The sequence below is a fragment of the Pseudomonas serbiensis genome, from assembly GCF_030580745.1.
Classification (GTDB): domain Bacteria; phylum Pseudomonadota; class Gammaproteobacteria; order Pseudomonadales; family Pseudomonadaceae; genus Aquipseudomonas; species Aquipseudomonas serbiensis.
Map to the genome: position 1 here is coordinate 99,499 of NZ_JAUQOO010000011.1, position 13,679 is coordinate 113,177.

Genomic DNA, 13,679 nt, shown 5'->3' on the forward strand with positions numbered 1-13,679 from the left:
GCTACCACCATCTCACTTCGGATAAAGCGGCGGCAACCCTGCATCGCCCGTCGGGTCCTGTATCCGCTCGGCAGCGGGCAGGGTGCGGATGGCACGCCATAGTTCTTCACCCAGCCAGAATTTGCCGGTTTCGCTGTACAGCGCGCCGTTCAGGCCATCCAGCGCATCGGACAGCGGCACGAAACGGGCGGCCATATCGGCCAGGGTTTCGGGTTGCTGGCGTGCCCAGGCATCGAGGGCCTGACGGGTTGCATGGGGATCGTTGGCCGTACATGCGCGCTTGAGATCGTCCAGCACGGTGCGCGGGCTTGGCCCGGTCTGTACCGTGCGAGTCACCGCTGGCATGCCGCGTGCCCGCCACCAGAGGATCAGGCTCACCAGGGTGGTGAAGGCAAAAAACAGGGTGCTCAGTTGCCACGGCCAGACCGGTGGGCCAATGATCGTCAGGCCACCTTGCTCGTTGTTGACTGGGGTATCCACTGCAAGCCCCGGATTGTTGTTGATCTGCAGGGTCCGCGCAGGCAGGCTGCTGTGCTCCAGATGATCTTCGCGGGTGTTCCACCAGGTCACGTCCACGGTAGGCAGGTCGATGGCGCCGGGACGATTGGGCACCAGGGCTTCACGTTCTTCGCGAGTGCCGATCAGGCCGCGTTCACTGACCAGATTACCCAGTTGCGGTTGATCCGGGTAATGCCTCAGGCCCGCGACTTGCGTGGCAGGCAGCGGCGGCAGTTGCGAGCCGGACAGGCCTTCGGCCTTGAGAATGATGGTGCGGGTCAGGGAGTCGCCGACCTGACTGTTGCCCGGTTCGGGGTTCCAGTTTTCTTCGAGGGTCACACTGCGGGCTGGCAGCCAGGGCACATCGGCCGGGTAGTCGGCAGGCTTGGGTTTGACATTCAGGGGGATCCTGGCAGAGCTGACCCGCATCAGCTTGCCCGGCTGCGGACCGAACGGGCTGGCTTCCTGGTTCTGGAGGCCGGTCTGCACCAGCGTTGCACTGAAGACCAGCGCCGGAACCTGAAGCGTGCCGCTCTGTTGGGGATAGATCGCATAGCGCGTTTCGATCACGCCATGGCGTACGCCATTGATCAGTTTTTCATAGGTGCGCGAGTCGCCGAGCTTGTCGACCCGCGCCTCGGCGATCTGCAAGGCGCTCAGGCTGCTGTCGTCGAACAGCGATACCGAGTGATAGATGCGCAGCGTCAGTACCGCCTGGGCCTGAACGTAGACGCTGTCCTGATCCAGACTTGCCTCAATGAAGATCGGCGCCAGTTTGCTGCCTTGCTCCCGTGTGTCGCTCTGCATGACTTGCAGGCTGACCGGCTGGCTTTTCATTTCACCCAGTTGCAGCGAAGGGATTACCACAATGCCGGACTGTCTGGGCAACAGGGTAATGATCCAGCGTGTCGTGGCCTGGTTGCCGCCATCCAGTGTGGTCAGCCGGTTGATCTGGCGGGTGCCGCGCACATCGAAACTGTCATCCAGAGGGCTCAGGTCGGGCTTGCCGAACAGCGTGACATCGGTGGTTTCCAGAGTCAGCTCCACGGTCTCGCCGGAATTGAGGCGCGTGCGATCGACCTTGGCGATCAGTTCCGCTGCCTGTGACGACAAGACGACCAGCCCCAGAATCAGGCCGGTCAAAAGGGTGTAAACACGACTCATCGGGTCTTTTCCTGATGTTGCTGTTCGTAGCGAAATTTGCGCCGCAGCAGCTCGCCGGGATCGTCCGGGATCTGCCTCAGCCATTGATCCAGTGCCTGGCGTCGTTCGACAGTGATCTGGCTCTCGGCCGGCTGGATCGGTGGACGAGTGGTTTGTTCGTCGTCCAGCGTCGAGCCTGACTTGTCGTTTCCTGCCGATTCAGGCGGCTGATTGTCGGTACTGTTTTCCTCCTCGGATTGAGGGGGGGTCTGGTCCGCTTCGGGTGTGCTGCTTGTCTGTTGATGTGGAGCCTCTTGGCCGTCTTCGCCTTGCTCGCTCTTGTCCTGCCCTGTTTCTGACGGGGTTGGACTGTTGGCCTGATCCAGCAGGCGCTGGATCAAGGCCTTGTTGAATTGTGCTGCCGGGAAGTCCGGTTGACGCTCCAGAGCCTGTTCGTAAGCGTCCAGTGCGGCTTCCAGTTCCCCGCTATGGGCCAGGGCATTGCCGCGATTGTAATGATCGGCAGCCGTGTTGCCCTCGGCGAAGCGTTGTGCCGCCGTGGCGTAATCGCCTGCTTCATAGAAGGCCATGCCTTTCCATTGCGGGTTTTCAAAGTGCTGCGCGGCTTCGGCCGGGCGGCGTTGCTCCAGCAAACGCTGGCCCTGTTGATCCGGGCGCAGCCAAAGGTCCTGAAACTCGAATGCCTGACTGTTCTGCGGCAGCATGAACAGCAGCGGCAGACAGAACAGCCAGCCCCGTCGCCCGGCACAGGCTGCCAGCAACAGCAGTGGCAACAGGAACCAGTAACCCTGATCGGCCCAGGTATCCAGGCGCAGGACCTGCCCGTCGCTGCGCAGGTTCTGCGGACCGGCAAACAGGCCCAGGCTGCGCAGGTCTTCGTCGTCCATTCTGGCTTGACGATAGCTGCCGCCAAGGTTGTTGGCGAAATCGTTGAGGCTGGCGCTGTCCAGACGCGGTACCAGAATCGCGCCCTGGGCGTCCTTGAGCAGGCTGCCGTTTTCCAGTGTTACCGGAGCACCTTCGGCGGTGCCGATGCCCAGGATCAGCAAGGGTGGCGATTGTCCTTTGAGAAGCTGCTCGATGCCCTGGCGTTCCTGTTCGTTCAACGAGGAGCCGAGCAACAGAATCCGGCCCTGACCCAGTGCGCCTTGCTTGAGCAGGTCGAGTGCTTTCTTGACGGCCAGATCGGCGCGTTGACCGGCCTGGGGCATGATCGATGGCTTGATGGCATCCAGCAGGTTATGACTGGTCACCTGATCGTCGGACAGCGGCACCAGCGTGTGGGCGCTGCCGGCATAAACGATGATTGCGGTCTGTGAGTCGCTGCGCGCCTGCAACAGGTCGAGCAGTTTGCGTTTGGCCTGTTCCAGACGTGTCGGTGGGCTGTCGGTGGCGAGCATTTGTGGTGTCAGTTCCAGCAACACCACCAGCGGATCGACCGGTTTCTGGCTGATCTGTTCGACACGCTGCCAGCCGGGACCGAGCAAGGCCAGTACGGCCAGGGCCCAGCAGAGTCCCAGAATGACCCACGGCAATTTGTTGTTACGGCCGCGTCCGCCGCTGAGCAGCACGGAATGGAACGCCACGGGCATGATCATCTGCCAGCGTCCGGCGCGTTTCTGCCGGTGCCAGAGGTGCCAGATCAACAAGCCCAGCAGTGGCAGGATCAGCAGCCACCAGGGTCGCAGCCAGTGAGGCCAGAGTGCGATCATCGTGGCCTCCGGATACGTTCCAGACGTTTACGCAGGCGCACCAGACGTTGCTGGTTGAGCAGGCGTTGCAGGGCGTTGTTGGCCCACAGATCGAGCAGAACCAGCAACACACTCGCCACCAGTGCCGCCGCCAGCGGCCATTGATACAGCGCCATGGCCGGACGAGCCTGGGTGGGCTGCTGGGCAACGGGCTCCAGTGAATCGAGGGTGAGGCGGATCTTTCTCAGCTCATCGCCGTCACGGGCGCGGAAGTACTGGCCGCCGCTGAGGGTTGCGATTTCCTTGAGGGTGGGCTCATCCAGATCCAGGCTGGGATTGAGGCCGAGCATGCTTTGCACACCGCTGCTGTCGGGGTCGGAGCCGATGCCGATGGGGTAAATTTTCACTCCTTCCTCAGCGGCCAGCCGTGCAGCGGTCACCGGGTCGATCTGCCCGCCGTTGTTGGCGCCGTCGGTCACCAGCACCAGCACCCGGCTGTTGGCCGGACGCAGGCGCAAGCGTTTGAGCGCCAGGCCGATGGCGTCACCGATGGCTGTGTTCTTTCCGGCGATGCCGATCCGGGCCTCATCGAGCCAGATGCGGACGGTGCGGCGGTCGAAGGTGAGGGGCGCTTGCAGAAATGCCTGACTGCCAAACAGGATCAGGCCGACGCGATCACCCTGGCGGCTTTCAAGAAAGTCGCCCAGCAGGTGCTGGACCAGAACCAGCCGGCTGACGTCTTCGCCTTTCCACTGCATGTCGGGGTAGTCCATGGAGCCGGACACATCCACGGCCACCAGCAGATCCCGGCCGCTGGCGGCAATCGGCAGCGGTTCGCCCAGCCATTGCGGGCGCGCCGCAGCGATCAGCAGCAGAAGCCAGATCAGCAGCAGTGGCAAGCGTTGCCGCCATGCAGGCAGATTGGCCTTGGCCCGGCGTCCGCTCAACTCTTCAAGTTCGTTGAGAAAGCTGACTTTGAGCGCCGCTTCACCGCTGTCTGCAATTGGCAGCAAAAACCGCATCAGCCAGGGCAATGGCAGCAGGGCGAAGACCCAGGGCCAGGCGAATTCAAACATGTTTGCGAATCCAGGTTTCGACCGACTGTGTCAGGCCGGTAATGGCCTTGTCGTCGAGTTTGCATTCGGGTTTATAAGCGCCTTCGACCAGAATCATCCAGCGGGTCAGGCCCGCGGCGGGGCAGCGGTTATCGAGGAAAGCCAGCCATTTTCGACCGTTGAGGGTATGGCTCTGGCTGTGCGGATAGTGATTGCGGCACACGCGCTTGAGCAGGCCATTGATCTGTTGCAGCCAGGCACCGGCCGGTGCGCCGTCGTAGGGCTTGGGCAGGCTGGCCAGCTCGGCCAGCGCCGCAAGGCGGACCGGGTCCAGAGGTTGCTCGCTGCGACGGTTGCTGGATTTGACCGGCAGCAGCACGCGCAGCCGCCAGAAACCCCAGGCCACGGCAGGTATCAGCAGCATCAGCAACCACCAGCCCGGTGCCGGCGGCCAGAAGCCCACGGGAGCAGGGGTGATCAGTGGTTGTAGCTGATCCAGAGGATTCATTTGTTTTTTACCGGACGCCGGGCATCCAGATAGTCACGCAACTGCTCGACCATGGCGGTTTGGGTGCTCAGGGGCATGAGCAAGACCCGCAGCTTTTTCGCCAGCAGTTCCCAACGGTCGGAGCGAGCCTGGCCTTGCGCGCGATAGGCCTTGCGCAGTTCGGGGTCCAGAGTGTCGAGTTCCAGCTGGGCACCGCGTTCGGCAAAACGCAGCAGGCCGGCAGCAGGCAGTGCCCGGTCCAGAGGATCGGAAATGGGCAGCAACAGCAGGTCGCAATGCCGTGATAGCAGGCTCAACTGCTGTTCTGCCGCCTCCGACAGGGCGCGCTCGTCACACAGCACAATGACCAGACTGCCAGGGCGCAGCACTTCGCGTGCCCGACGCAGGGCAATGCCGAATGCGTCGCGGTCGGCGGCGATTTCGGTATGCAGCGACTGATTGACCCGCACCAGTCGATTCAAGAGCTGCAACAGGCATTGCTTGCTGCGCCGGGGCTTGATTTCGTAATGCTCGTTGTCGCCGAACACCAGCCCGCCGATCCGGTCGTTATGTTCCAGTGCGGCCCAGCCGATCAAGGCCGCAGCCTGAGCCGCCAGCACCGACTTGAACATCAGGCCTGAACCAAAGAACAGACGACGGCTTTGTTCCACCATGATGAAGATCGGGCGTTCGCGTTCTTCATGAAACAGTTTGGTATGCGGCTCCTGGGTTCGGGCCGTGACCCGCCAGTCGATGCTGCGCACATCGTCGCCGGCCTGATAGACCCGCACCTGATCGAAGTCCACGCCACGCCCGCGCAATTTGGAGTGGTGCAGGCCGATCAGGGGGCTGCGCCTGCTTGGCGTTGAGAACAGTTGCACTTCCCGCACGCGATGGCGCATCTCGATCAGCTCGCTGAGGCTGACACGAATGCCCGGCTGTGAGATCAGGTAGGGTTGCATGGCTTCAGGCAACGGCGACGACGTCGAGGATCCGCTGGATTACGCGGTCCTGATCAATACCGGCAGCCTCGGCTTCAAACGACAGAATGATGCGATGGCGCAGCACGTCGAACAGCACTGCCTGAATGTCTTCAGGGCTGACGAAGTCACGCCCGGCCAGCCATGCGTGGGCACGAGCGCAGCGGTCCAGGGAAATGGAGCCGCGAGGGCTGGCACCATAGCCGATCCATTCGGCCAGTTCCTGATCGAACTTGGCCGGAGTGCGGGTGGCCATGACCAGTTGCACCAGGTATTCCTCTACTGCGTCGGCCATGTACAGGCCGAGAATTTCCTTGCGGGCAGCAAAGATTGCCTGCTGGCTGATCCGGCGCTCGGGCTTGGTTTCACCGTTGAGTGCTTCACCGCGGGCCTGTTGCAGGATCTTGCGCTCTACGGCCGCGTCCGGGAAACCGATCTTGACGTGCATCAGGAAGCGGTCCAGCTGCGCTTCGGGCAGCGGATAGGTGCCTTCCTGTTCGATGGGGTTCTGCGTGGCCATGACCAGAAACAGCGGTGACAGGTCATAGGTACTGCGCCCGACGCTGACCTGACGTTCGGCCATGGCTTCGAGCAGGGCCGATTGCACCTTGGCCGGAGCACGGTTGATTTCGTCGGCCAGTACCAGATTGTGGAAGATCGGCCCTTGCTGGAAGACGAAGCTGCCGGTTTCCGGACGGTAGATCTCGGTGCCGGTGATATCGGCCGGCAGGAGGTCCGGAGTGAACTGAATTCGGTGGAACTGCGCTTCGACGCCTTCGGCCAGCTCCTTGATGGCCTTGGTCTTGGCCAGACCCGGAGCGCCTTCGACCAGCATGTGGCCGTCGGCAAGCAAGGCGATCAGCAAGCGTTCGATCAGCTTTTCCTGGCCGAGGATCTGCGTTGAAAGAAATGTTCGCAGCGCAATCAGCGCTTCACGATGTTCCATCGATGAGTGTTCCTGGCAAGGTAATCAGCGGTGTCACACGACACCGAAGCTGGGGGCGATACTTTAATCCATCCCGATAGGGATCGACTAACCGCTACAGGGTTTTTTATACACTTTCAGGAAGTAGGTGGCGTTTATTTGGGAATCGTCCCACATGTTTTGTCAAGGATGCGTGTAGGTGTGTGAACTGGGAGGGTCCTTGGCCGCGACGACCAGCTTCCAGTCACCGCATTTTCGGAGCCTTCAACATGCTGTCGCGGCCAAGGCCCCTCCCACGGATTGCCTGCTCACTCAATCGCAATATGAGTGTCAGAAGACGCTATCTACCCTGTGTCGTTCGGGCGACGTTTTATAGCCGATAGAAGTCTGCGGCGTTCTCCCATAGAACCTTGTGTGCAGCCTTTTCGCCCAGTGACTCCATGACCAGTTCGATATCGCTCGCCTGGAAAGGGCGTGGTGCGCGGGTCGAGGGCAGGTCGGTGCCGAACATCAAGGCATGGGGGTTGGCCGAGTAAATGTCCTTGAGCGCTTGCTCCACCGGAAAGTCCACACGCCCGAAGCCACACGCCTTTACCCGTATACCCCGCTCTGCAAGACGCAACACGGTGGGCAGGCCTTCCCGGCTCAGGCCCAGATGATCGATGCTGATGGCGGGTAATTGCAGCAGACGGGTTTCGATTTCGGCCAGTTCCCGGGAGTCGATATAAAGCTCCGAATGCCAGCCCAGTTGCCGATGCACACGTCTGGCCAGTGATTCGAGTTGATCCAGTTGCTCCGAGCCGCCGCGCTTGAGGTTGAAGCGCAGAGCTCGCACGCCGAAGCCATTGAGGGTTTCAAGCTCGGCATCGGTGACGCTGGCGGGCAATTGGGTTACGCCGACGAAGTCTGGCCCGAGCCGACGCAGGGCCTCAAGCAGATAGCCCTGGTCGAAAGCCTGAAACGACCCGGAAACCACTGCCCCGCCCGCGACACCCAGCGCAGACGTGGCTGCCCGGTAGTCGGCGACGCCGAAAGGGTCGGGCAAGTAGCCGTTGTTGGCCTTGAGCGGGAAGTGCGGATCGATGATATGGCAGTGGGCATCGAAGATAGGCTGCATGACAGGCTCCAGATAGCGAAGCCCTCACCTTACTCCTTTGCGTTGCTCGAATTCGCTGATGTATGTACCGACATTTTCAAGAATGATCTGCACTGTCTGTTGCACCTCGCTCAAATCATCAGCCGAAGTGTTGTGCAGAATCTCGTATCGGGTATCGCCACCCAGGGCTTCTGCATCCTCGGCTGAAATCTCTACCACCAGATGCGTGGTATTCAAGGAAACCTTCAGGTCGGTTACATACACCGTGTCATCGCAGACGGTGATTTCGACTTCGTCTTCATCCGGAAAACGCGCCAGGGAAAACAGCTCGTTCTTTTCGTCATGGCAGCAAAGCAGCGCCATGTCGTCGTTCTCGTCGTCGCAAGGATTGGCGAGTAAAAGGGCGGTCTTGATTTGCATGTCGAGGTCCTGGCTGGGCTAGCGGACGAGTGTGCCAGCCCCGGAAAAAATTTGCTGGGTAATTCACCCGGGCAGGACCTGTACACCCGCCGCATCTTTATCTGAAGAAATAATGCCTTCCCGAATGAATTCGGTCCCACAGATTTGCCATGCAGGGTTTATGTGACGGCACCTGTTCGCGGATGTCCGAATATGTCGCAGCCCTGTAAGTATCGGCCAGCCTGCTCTCGTTAAGCTGCGATCAGATGAGTGGTCAAAGAGCCACTCCGTTCCGTGTCGATCTCATTTGTGAAATGGAATGTGACGACTCGTTCGCGGCAAGCGTTATTTCTTTAGCTTTACACTCTGCCATGCTGTGCCTCTGCCCGTTACATCCCGGTGCAGTCTGGTACGAGACACTTCCATCAAGCTTCCTCCTTATAAAAGCAAAGCGGAGTACCACAGATGGCGTTCTTCACCGCAGCCAGCAAGTCCGATTTCCAGCACCAACTGAAATCGGCACTGGCTCAGCACATCAACGAACAGGCATTGCCACAAGTAGCGCTGTTCGCTGAGCAATTCTTCGGCATCATTTCCCTGGATGAACTGACCCAGCGTCGCCTTTCCGACCTGGCAGGCTGCACCTTGTCCGCCTGGCGCCTGCTGGAGCGTTTCGAGCATGGCAAGCCTCAGGTGCGGGTCTATAACCCTGATTACGAGCGTCATGGCTGGCAGTCGACTCACAGCGCCGTTGAAGTGCTGCATCATGACCTGCCGTTTCTGGTCGACTCGGTTCGTACCGAACTGAACCGTCGCGGTTACAGCATCCATACCCTGCAAACCACCGTCTTGAGCGTGCGTCGCGGTGCTGCGGGCGAGTTGCTTGAGTTGCTGCCCAAGGGCACGACAGGCGAGGGTGTGCTGCAAGAGTCGCTGATGTATCTGGAGATCGACCGCTGCGCCAATGCCAACGAACTGAGTGTGCTGGCGCGTGAGCTGGAGCAGGTGCTGGGTGAAGTCCGTGCTGCGGTAGAAGATTTCGAGCCGATGAAAGCGCGCCTGCACGAGTTGCTGGCAAGCATCGACACCAACGAATACAACGTTGATGAGCAAGAGAAGGCCGAGATCAAGGTCTTCCTGCAATGGTTGGTGGATAACCACTTCACCTTCCTGGGTTATGAAGAATTTGAAGTTCGCGGTGAAGGCGATGGCGGTCAACTGATCTACGACGAGTCGTCTCTGCTGGGTCTGGCCAAGCTGCTGCGCCCGGGGCTTTCCAGCGAAGACCTGCATATCGAAGGTTATGCGGTGAATTACCTGCGCGAGCCGACACTGCTGTCGTTCGCCAAGGCCGCGCACCCAAGCCGTGTACACCGTCCGGCTTACCCTGATTACGTTTCGATCCGTCAGATCGATGCATCGGGCAAGGTCATCAAGGAATGCCGCTTCATGGGCCTGTACACCTCGTCGGTGTATGGCGAGAGCGTGCGTCAGATCCCGTACATCCGTCGCAAGGTCGCTGAAATCGAGCGTCGTTCCGGCTTCGATGCCAAGGCTCACCTGGGCAAGGAACTGGCGCAGGTCGTTGAAGTGCTGCCACGCGACGATCTGTTCCAGACGCCGGTGGACGAACTGTTCAGCACCGTGATGTCCATCGTGCAGATCCAGGAGCGCAACAAGATTCGCGTGTTCCTGCGCAAAGACCCGTATGGCCGTTTCTGCTACTGCCTGGCCTACGTGCCACGCGACGTGTATTCCACCGAAGTGCGCCAGAAGATCCAGCAGGTCTTGATGGAGCGCCTGAAGGCCAGCGACTGCGAGTTCTGGACCTTCTTCTCCGAATCGGTCCTGGCCCGTGTGCAGTTGATCCTGCGCGTGGACCCGAAGGTCAATCTGGATATCGACCCGGTACAACTGGAAAACGAAGTCATCCAGGCCTGCCGTTCGTGGAAAGACGATTATTCGAGCCTGGTGGTCGAGAGCTTCGGCGAAGCCCATGGCACCAATGTGCTGGCCGACTTCCCCAAAGGCTTCCCGGCAGGCTACCGCGAGCGCTTCGCTGCGCACTCTGCTGTCGTGGACATGCAGCATGTCCTGAGCCTGAGCGAAACCAACCCGTTGGTCATGAGCTTCTATCAGCCGCTGGCCGGTGGTCGTCAGCAACTGCATTGCAAGCTGTACCACGCCGACACGCCGCTGGCGCTCTCGGATGTGCTGCCGATTCTGGAAAACCTCGGCCTGCGCGTGCTGGGCGAGTTCCCGTACCGCCTGCAACACGCCAATGGCCGTGAGTTCTGGATTCACGACTTTGCCTTTACCTATGGTGAAGGCCTGAACCTCGACATCCAGCAGCTCAACGATACGTTGCAGGATGCTTTCGTCCATATCGTGAGCGGCGATGCCGAAAACGATGCCTTCAACCGTCTGGTGCTGACCGCCGGCCTGCCATGGCGCGACGTGGCGCTGCTGCGTGCTTATGCCCGTTACCTGAAGCAGATTCGCCTGGGCTTCGATCTGGGTTATATCGCCAGTACCCTGAACAACCACACCGACATTGCCCGTGAACTGACGCGCCTGTTCAAGACCCGTTTCTATCTGGCACGCAAGCTGGGTTCCGACGATCTTGACGACAAGCAACTGCGTCTGGAGCAGGCGATTCTCACGGCGCTGGACAACGTTCAGGTGCTCAACGAAGACCGCATCCTGCGTCGCTACCTTGACCTGATCAAAGCGACTCTGCGGACCAACTTCTACCAGACCGACGCCAACGGCCAGAACAAGAGCTACTTCAGCTTCAAGTTCAACCCGCGCCTGATCCCTGAGCTGCCCAAGCCGGTGCCGAAGTTCGAGATCTTCGTCTACTCGCCGCGCGTCGAGGGCGTTCACTTGCGTTTCGGCAATGTGGCCCGTGGCGGCCTGCGCTGGTCGGATCGCGAAGAAGACTTCCGTACCGAAGTGCTGGGGCTGGTAAAAGCCCAGCAGGTGAAGAACTCGGTCATCGTGCCGGTCGGTGCCAAAGGCGGTTTCCTGCCTCGTCGCCTGCCGCTGGGTGGCAGCCGCGATGACATCCAGGCTGAAGGCATCGCGTGCTACCGCATCTTCATCTCGGGTCTGCTGGATATCACCGACAACCTCAAGGAAGGCGTGCTGGTGCCGCCTGCCAACGTGGTTCGTCACGATGACGACGACCCGTACCTGGTCGTGGCAGCCGACAAAGGCACTGCGACTTTCTCCGATATCGCCAACGGCATTGCCATCGACTACGGCTTCTGGCTGGGCGATGCCTTTGCTTCCGGTGGTTCGGCCGGTTATGACCACAAGAAGATGGGCATCACCGCCAAGGGCGCGTGGGTGGGTGTGCAGCGTCACTTCCGTGAGCGCGACATCAATGTCCAGCAGGACAGCATCAGCGTGATCGGTATCGGCGACATGGCCGGTGACGTGTTCGGCAATGGCTTGCTGATGTCCGACAAGCTGCAACTGGTCGCCGCCTTCAACCACCTGCATATCTTCATCGATCCAAACCCGGATCCTGCCACCAGCTTCGTTGAGCGTCAGCGCCTGTTCAACCTGCCGCGTTCGGCCTGGACCGACTACGACACCAGCATCATGTCCGCTGGCGGCGGTATCTTCCCGCGCAGCGCGAAGAGCATCGCGATCACCGAGCAGATGAAAGCGCGCTTCGACATCAAGGCCGACAAGCTGACCCCGACCGAGCTGCTGCACGCGCTGCTCAAGGCTCCGGTGGATCTGTTGTGGAACGGCGGTATTGGTACTTACGTCAAGTCCAGCGAAGAATCCCATGCCGATGTGGGTGACAAGGCCAACGATGCACTGCGCGTCGATGGCAACGAGTTGCGCTGCAAGGTCGTGGGCGAGGGCGGCAACCTGGGCATGACCCAACTGGGCCGTGTCGAGTTCGGCCTCAATGGCGGCGCGACCAACACCGACTTCATCGATAACGCCGGTGGTGTGGACTGCTCCGACCACGAAGTGAACATCAAGATCCTGCTCAACGAAGTGGTGCAGGCCGGTGACATGACCGAGAAGCAACGTAACCAGTTGCTCGAAAGCATGACCGACGAAGTCGGCAACCTGGTGCTTGGCAACAACTACAAGCAGACCCAGGCTCTGTCGCTGGCGGCACGTCGCGCCTACGACCGTATCGCTGAATACAAGCGCTTGATGAATGACCTCGAAGTTCGCGGCAAGCTGGATCGCGCCATCGAGTTCCTGCCGGCCGAAGACCAGATCGCCGAGCGCGTTGCCGCCGGTCAGGGCTTGAGCCGTGCCGAGCTGTCGGTATTGATCTCCTACAGCAAGATCGACCTCAAGGAAGCCTTGCTGGAGTCCCGTGTTCCGGATGACGATTACCTGACCCGCGACATGGAGACGGCGTTCCCGCCGTCGCTGAGCGCCAAGTTCTCGACCGCCATGCGTGCTCACCGCCTCAAGCGCGAAATCGTCAGCACCCAGATCGCCAATGATCTGGTCAACCACATGGGCATCACCTTTGTGCAGCGGCTCAAGGAGTCCACTGGCATGAGCGCGGCCAACGTGGCGGCTGCCTACGTGACCGTACGTGACATCTTCCACCTGCCGCACTGGTTCCGTCAGATCGAGGCGCTGGATTACAAGGTTCCTGCTGAAATCCAGTTGTCGCTGATGGATGAGCTGATGCGTCTGGGCCGTCGTGCCACACGCTGGTTCCTGCGCAGCCGTCGCAACGAACTGGACGCCGGTCGTGACGTTGCTCACTTCGGTCCGCATCTGGCGGCATTGGGCCTCAAGCTCGATGAGTTGCTGGAAGGACCGACCCGTGAGGTCTGGCAGGCTCGCTACGAAGCTTATGTCGAAGCCGGCGTGCCCGAGTTGCTGGCCCGCATGGTTGCAGGCACCAGCCACCTGTACACCCTGCTGCCGATCATCGAGGCTTCCGACGTCACCGGGCATAACGCTGCCGATGTGGCCAAGGTGTATTTCGCTGTGGGTAGCGCGCTGGACGTGACTTGGTATCTGCAACAGATCAGCAATCTGCCGGTGGAAAACAACTGGCAGGCGCTGGCCCGTGAAGCGTTCCGTGACGATATCGACTGGCAACAACGTGCGATCACCATCTCCGTGCTGCAAATTCCGGAAGGCCCTGCCGATCTGGAAGAGCGTCTGGCCTTGTGGCTGGAGCAACACGCACCGATGGTCGAGCGCTGGCGTGCCATGCTGGTCGAGCTGCGTGCGGCCAGCGGCACTGACTACGCCATGTATGCAGTTGCCAACCGCGAGTTGCTGGACCTGGCAATGAGTGGGCAAGCCGTCGCGGTCTGATGGTCTAGCCCGGTTGTAACGAAAAGCCCTGCATCGTCGCGATGCGGGGCTTTTTGTTTTCA

General features: G+C 60.5%; 8 protein-coding genes and 2 pseudogenes. 1 reads left to right on the plus strand and 9 read right to left on the minus strand.

Going from position 1 to position 13,679, the window contains the following annotated elements:
- Positions 1-12: 12 nt before the first annotated feature.
- The 9 genes and pseudogenes from Q6A51_RS15680 to Q6A51_RS15715 all read right to left on the minus strand — a co-directional run bounded on the left by Q6A51_RS15680 (position 13) and on the right by Q6A51_RS15715 (position 8,316).
- Positions 13-1,662: a BatD family protein gene (locus Q6A51_RS15680; RefSeq protein WP_304575214.1), complete on the minus strand. Its 1,650-nt coding sequence runs from the start codon at positions 1,660-1,662 to the stop codon at positions 13-15.
- Positions 1,659-1,841: pseudogene (locus Q6A51_RS27550) on the minus strand (hypothetical protein); the annotation flags it as partial. The gene Q6A51_RS15680 and the pseudogene Q6A51_RS27550, both read right to left, overlap by 4 nt.
- 107 nt (positions 1,842-1,948) lie before the next feature.
- Positions 1,949-3,374, minus strand: a pseudogene (locus Q6A51_RS15685) (VWA domain-containing protein); the annotation flags it as partial.
- Positions 3,371-4,429, minus strand: coding sequence for a vWA domain-containing protein (locus Q6A51_RS15690; RefSeq protein WP_201019820.1), 1,059 nt, complete (start codon positions 4,427-4,429; stop codon positions 3,371-3,373). The pseudogene Q6A51_RS15685 and the gene Q6A51_RS15690, both read right to left, overlap by 4 nt.
- Positions 4,422-4,916 (minus strand): DUF4381 domain-containing protein, encoded by a 495-nt coding sequence (locus Q6A51_RS15695; RefSeq protein WP_201004399.1) that lies wholly within the window; start codon positions 4,914-4,916, stop codon positions 4,422-4,424. Before Q6A51_RS15695 ends, Q6A51_RS15690 begins: the two co-directional genes overlap by 8 nt.
- Entirely contained in the window at positions 4,913-5,857 is a 945-nt protein-coding gene (locus tag Q6A51_RS15700) for a DUF58 domain-containing protein (protein ID WP_201004397.1), read from the minus strand. Before Q6A51_RS15700 ends, Q6A51_RS15695 begins: the two co-directional genes overlap by 4 nt.
- Positions 5,858-5,861: 4 nt before the next feature.
- Entirely contained in the window at positions 5,862-6,821 is a 960-nt protein-coding gene (locus tag Q6A51_RS15705; protein ID WP_025259182.1) for an AAA family ATPase, read from the minus strand.
- A gap of 349 nt (positions 6,822-7,170) precedes the next feature.
- Positions 7,171-7,917, minus strand: coding sequence for an amidohydrolase family protein (locus Q6A51_RS15710; protein ID WP_201019819.1), 747 nt, complete (start codon positions 7,915-7,917; stop codon positions 7,171-7,173).
- Between the two features lie 24 nt (positions 7,918-7,941).
- Positions 7,942-8,316: a hypothetical protein gene (locus Q6A51_RS15715; protein WP_304575216.1), complete on the minus strand. Its 375-nt coding sequence runs from the start codon at positions 8,314-8,316 to the stop codon at positions 7,942-7,944.
- A 444-nt stretch (positions 8,317-8,760) separates the two neighbouring features.
- Here Q6A51_RS15715 and Q6A51_RS15720 point away from each other — a divergent pair, with 444 nt between their 5' ends.
- A complete protein-coding gene (locus Q6A51_RS15720; protein WP_201019815.1) occupies positions 8,761-13,617 on the plus strand; it encodes an NAD-glutamate dehydrogenase in 4,857 nt (1,618 codons plus the stop codon).
- The last annotated feature ends 62 nt before the right edge of the window (positions 13,618-13,679 follow it).

Bases quoted from the DNA above. Each gene is read 5' to 3' on its own strand.
- Q6A51_RS15710 (WP_201019819.1), bottom strand. From the start codon at position 7,917: ATGCAGCCTATCTTCGATGCCCACTGCCATATCATCGATCCGCACTTC.
- Q6A51_RS15680 (WP_304575214.1), bottom strand. From the start codon at position 1,662: ATGAGTCGTGTTTACACCCTTTTGACCGGCCTGATTCTGGGGCTGGTC.
- Q6A51_RS15695 (WP_201004399.1), bottom strand. From the start codon at position 4,916: ATGAATCCTCTGGATCAGCTACAACCACTGATCACCCCTGCTCCCGTG.
- Q6A51_RS15720 (WP_201019815.1), top strand. From the start codon at position 8,761: ATGGCGTTCTTCACCGCAGCCAGCAAGTCCGATTTCCAGCACCAACTG.
- Q6A51_RS15715 (WP_304575216.1), bottom strand. From the start codon at position 8,316: ATGCAAATCAAGACCGCCCTTTTACTCGCCAATCCTTGCGACGACGAG.
- Q6A51_RS15705 (WP_025259182.1), bottom strand. From the start codon at position 6,821: ATGGAACATCGTGAAGCGCTGATTGCGCTGCGAACATTTCTTTCAACG.
- Q6A51_RS15700 (WP_201004397.1), bottom strand. From the start codon at position 5,857: ATGCAACCCTACCTGATCTCACAGCCGGGCATTCGTGTCAGCCTCAGC.
- Q6A51_RS15690 (WP_201019820.1), bottom strand. From the start codon at position 4,429: ATGTTTGAATTCGCCTGGCCCTGGGTCTTCGCCCTGCTGCCATTGCCC.